We start from the raw sequence: 3,540 nt of genomic DNA, 5'->3' as shown, positions 1-3,540 counted from the left end.
CGAATTTAATTCGCCAAGGTCAAGCGCACCTAAGCGGTCTTGGGGGTTTCCCCCACTCGCTATTGCATCAAGAAGCGCAAGAGTTTGACTTCTGACAAATGACTTCTGACAAATGACTTCTGCTATAAAGGAGGGTTATCAAAGCGAATTTGGTATCAACACTTAACCTTCAACAGTATTAATCTCAAGTCCTCGACTTTGTATAGTTTGCTCAAATAATGGCGTAGACAGGGCTTGTTCCACCGGCCAAACTCCCGGTTTATTGAGTTGACCAGTAAGCATCAGTTCAGCAATACTACCAGTACCGACCCCAGCAGCGACAGCAGTATTCTGATGGACTAAGGTTGAGCCAGCACGGGCTGATTTACCATCTTTGTAACCAGTAACCTCTGAGCGAATGGCAACACCAACGCCACTAATGCGATCGCTTACATCGGTCATGATGTGGCTGACATGGGACAAAAACTCGATTCCAGCGGGATTTTTCAGCCAAGATGAGGGGAAGATATGGGCGGCTATCCAGGTCAGATGATTATAAAAATCGGGAACTGAGCCAAATTTAGTGATGACGGTGTTAACAGGGAATGAGTCCACTAAGGTCAAGGCTTCTGGCATATCAAACCAGTAGACACCAGCTTTACCATAGGGAGCAGGGAATTGGATGGTTTCCCTTACGCTATAAGGTTTCACGGTTTGCCACTGATTATCAATCCAAGCTTCAAACGGTTCTTGCAATCCTAGGAAAGTAGTACGCATCACCGTCACTCCAGCACCACCAGAACCGGCAACTACATAGCTGAGGTGAATCCGTTCTGCAACATCTAACTGTTCTACATCGTGACGCACCATGCTATTGGAGATACCAGGAAAAATGCCAGAATTGACAATAGCGGTGACACCAGCAGCAGTAGCTTGTTCACGGAAGGCTAAGGCTTTACGGGTAAAAGCACGGTTGTCACTGACATCGAGATAGTTAACTCCTTGTTCGATGCAAGTGTTTAGGACAGTAGCGTCTCGGTAGAGAAACGGACCAGCACAATGGATGACTAGGTTGTGAGATGCGATCGCATTTCTTAACCCCTCCTGATCAGCTAAGTCTAGAGGGATAAACTGCACGGGGGGCTGTAACTGTTGTGGCAGACCTAGGTCAAGTTTACCCTGACGTCCGGTAATCGTAATTTTCGCCTGAGTATGGGCAAGTAAGTCTTGCGCTACACTGTTCCCGATGCGTCCTTTGCCTCCTAGGATTAAAACCTGGTCTGTCATTAGATTATGTCTGCTTGAATACTGATCGCAGTTCTATCTTACGGTTGCTAGTTTCACTTAATGTCATCATTGGATTCAAGTCTAATTGAATTGTGTCCATTGGGTTTTACTAAAAGTAAATTTTTGAACTCTAGGGATCCCTGTAGGAATTGTGATAATTTTTGATGCCATATTCCCTACGGTGCGCTTACAGTCGTCGAATTAAATTCGCCACGGGTCGCACCGCTCCCTACTCCCTACTCCCTACTCCCTACTCCCTTTAACACTATAGCAATTTTCAGGTATTGAAACGTAATAGAAGTCAGTCCGACTTTGGGGAGATTCTTTGCTATCTTCCCCATCTTTCCCATCTTCCCCATCGCCATCTTCATCAATTATCCCGATGTTGTGCAAACCCCTTCAGGGGATAGGCTTCACCTGCGCCATTTAGTTAAGTTTTGTTACAAAATTGCGACATCCGGCATAAACGGTAAGGCTTAATCCTGATAAGTATTAAAACCCTTAAAACTAGCAACTAACTACACTTTGCCGTAAATAACCTAGCTCCCCCAAACTGATCAGTGGGAAATCCCCTCGCCACAGACTATCCAACTTCTTTTAGAATAGGTCTACAAGATGAATACTATCACTAACTCTTTAGAAAGAGCCAATACTCAAGCACAACAGTTAGATCAGGTTTTATTACAAGGGATACTGGAAGGATTTATTGATGGCATTTTGATTCTGAGTACAAAAGGAAAGATACTTCATGCCAATGAATCGGCTCGTCTTCTGTTGGATAAACTCACACCAGACAGTAAAAAATCTAATTTGGTGCCTAAACAAATCTGGCGTGTCTGCCAAGCTTTGAAGTACAGTTTTAAGTCCTATCATTCTCAGGCAGTTATTATAGATTCTTATCTTACTACGAGTCAGTCAACTCCTGTTCGGATACGAGTTCGATGGCTCAAATTAGAGTTATCCAAAGAGCCTTTTATTTTAGTCACTCTTGAAGACCAACATCAATCCATTCAAAATCTAGTGCTTGCAGAAGTTTACCACTATGGTTTAACTCCTCGTGAAGCAGAAGTCTGGTTACTGCGTCGAGTCAATTACTCCTATAAAGACATTGCCGCTAAGCTATTCATTACCCTCAGCACAGTGAAGAAGCACATGAAAAATATTCATGCTAAACGTAAGCTGACAGCCGTCAGCTGTCAGCTGTCAGCTTAAAATAAACCTCGAACGGTCGAATTTAATTCGAGATTAATGAGAATTGAAAGGGGTGCATCTCAATGCATGCAATTAGGCAAAAATTCTAATAAAATCTCCATACTTCCCACACTCCCCGCGCCCGGGCCCCACACTTCCCGTCTTTTTTACAAATATGAGATGCACCCAATTGAAAGTCTGGGGAAAATCCCATCAGTAGAAGTAACTCACATTAAACGAATCCTTGCCTCTTTTCTTCAAAAACTGTTCGCGTAGCGCATTAGCTGAATGCTTACAGCTAAAACCTTAAGCCAGTGCTTTGCAGCTAGACCAATGATTTGAAGCGAGCAGTTGTGGACTAGCTGCTGCATCTGGCTTACCAATTAGAGGAGTTGCACTCGGAGGGTTTGTTGTAGTCTGTAGCAACACCCCCGACTCAGGCAAACTCTTGTCAGGCTTACCTCAATCAATGTTAGGTATTGAACCATCAGACTAGACGAGGGCAAAATTCCCCTAACCGATCACCCCCTATTCACCAAGGGTTTCTATTGTTAATGATAAGTCAGTTTTAAACGTTATGAAAACTACTTTATGCAAAAAACATTTTAAATTCATGCAAAATATACATTAAAGATTTTTTTATGTAAAAAGCAATTGAATTTCATGCACCCGATACATAGTAACTCTATCTATTTAAGTTATTGTTGTCCATGATGAAAAAATAACCAATTCTCGTAAAAGACAACTGGGTCATGACAACAATGACATCAGAGACGGCTCAAGTATCATCGGTAAATCAAAGGACTAATCAGACGGAAAAATCAGATAGCTACAATCAACCCGTCAAGCTAGCTTATATAAAGCTAATCCTCTGCGCTACAGGGATTGGCATTGCTGGCGGATTAGTAGCAACTAGTTACTATTTTGTCCTAGAACAGTGTTTGCATTTTGTTTGGCATTGGTTGCCCGAATTTCTAGAACCCTATTTCCCCAGTTGGATACCCTCTTGGAATTATGTGTGGATTGCCACTACCATTGGTGGGTTTTTCGTGGGCTTATCCCTGTACTTCTTGGGGTTACCCA

At 42.9% G+C, this 3,540-nt stretch carries 2 protein-coding genes and 1 pseudogene; 2 read left to right on the top strand and 1 reads right to left on the bottom strand.

Going from position 1 to position 3,540, the window contains the following annotated elements; translation table 11 throughout:
• Nucleotides 1-162 precede the first annotated feature (162 nt).
• Nucleotides 163-1,266 carry a saccharopine dehydrogenase family protein gene (locus F6K20_RS29435; RefSeq protein WP_009149024.1) on the bottom strand — a complete coding sequence of 368 codons (1,104 nt, stop codon included), beginning with the start codon at nt 1,264-1,266 and terminating at the stop codon, nt 163-165.
• A 615-nt stretch (nt 1,267-1,881) separates the two neighbouring features.
• On the opposite strand from F6K20_RS29435, the gene F6K20_RS29430 reads away from it, so the two are divergent.
• Together F6K20_RS29430 and F6K20_RS29425 are read left to right on the top strand one after the other, a co-directional pair.
• Nucleotides 1,882-2,478: a helix-turn-helix transcriptional regulator gene (locus F6K20_RS29430; protein WP_009149026.1), complete on the top strand. Its 597-nt coding sequence runs from the start codon at nt 1,882-1,884 to the stop codon at nt 2,476-2,478.
• A 740-nt stretch (nt 2,479-3,218) separates the two neighbouring features.
• Nucleotides 3,219-3,540: pseudogene (locus F6K20_RS29425) on the top strand (chloride channel protein); the annotation flags it as partial.

Source organism: Moorena sp. SIO2C4 (genome assembly GCF_010672485.1).
Classification (GTDB): domain Bacteria; phylum Cyanobacteriota; class Cyanobacteriia; order Cyanobacteriales; family Coleofasciculaceae; genus Moorena; species Moorena producens.
This window is presented reverse-complemented; position numbering and strand designations above follow the sequence as displayed.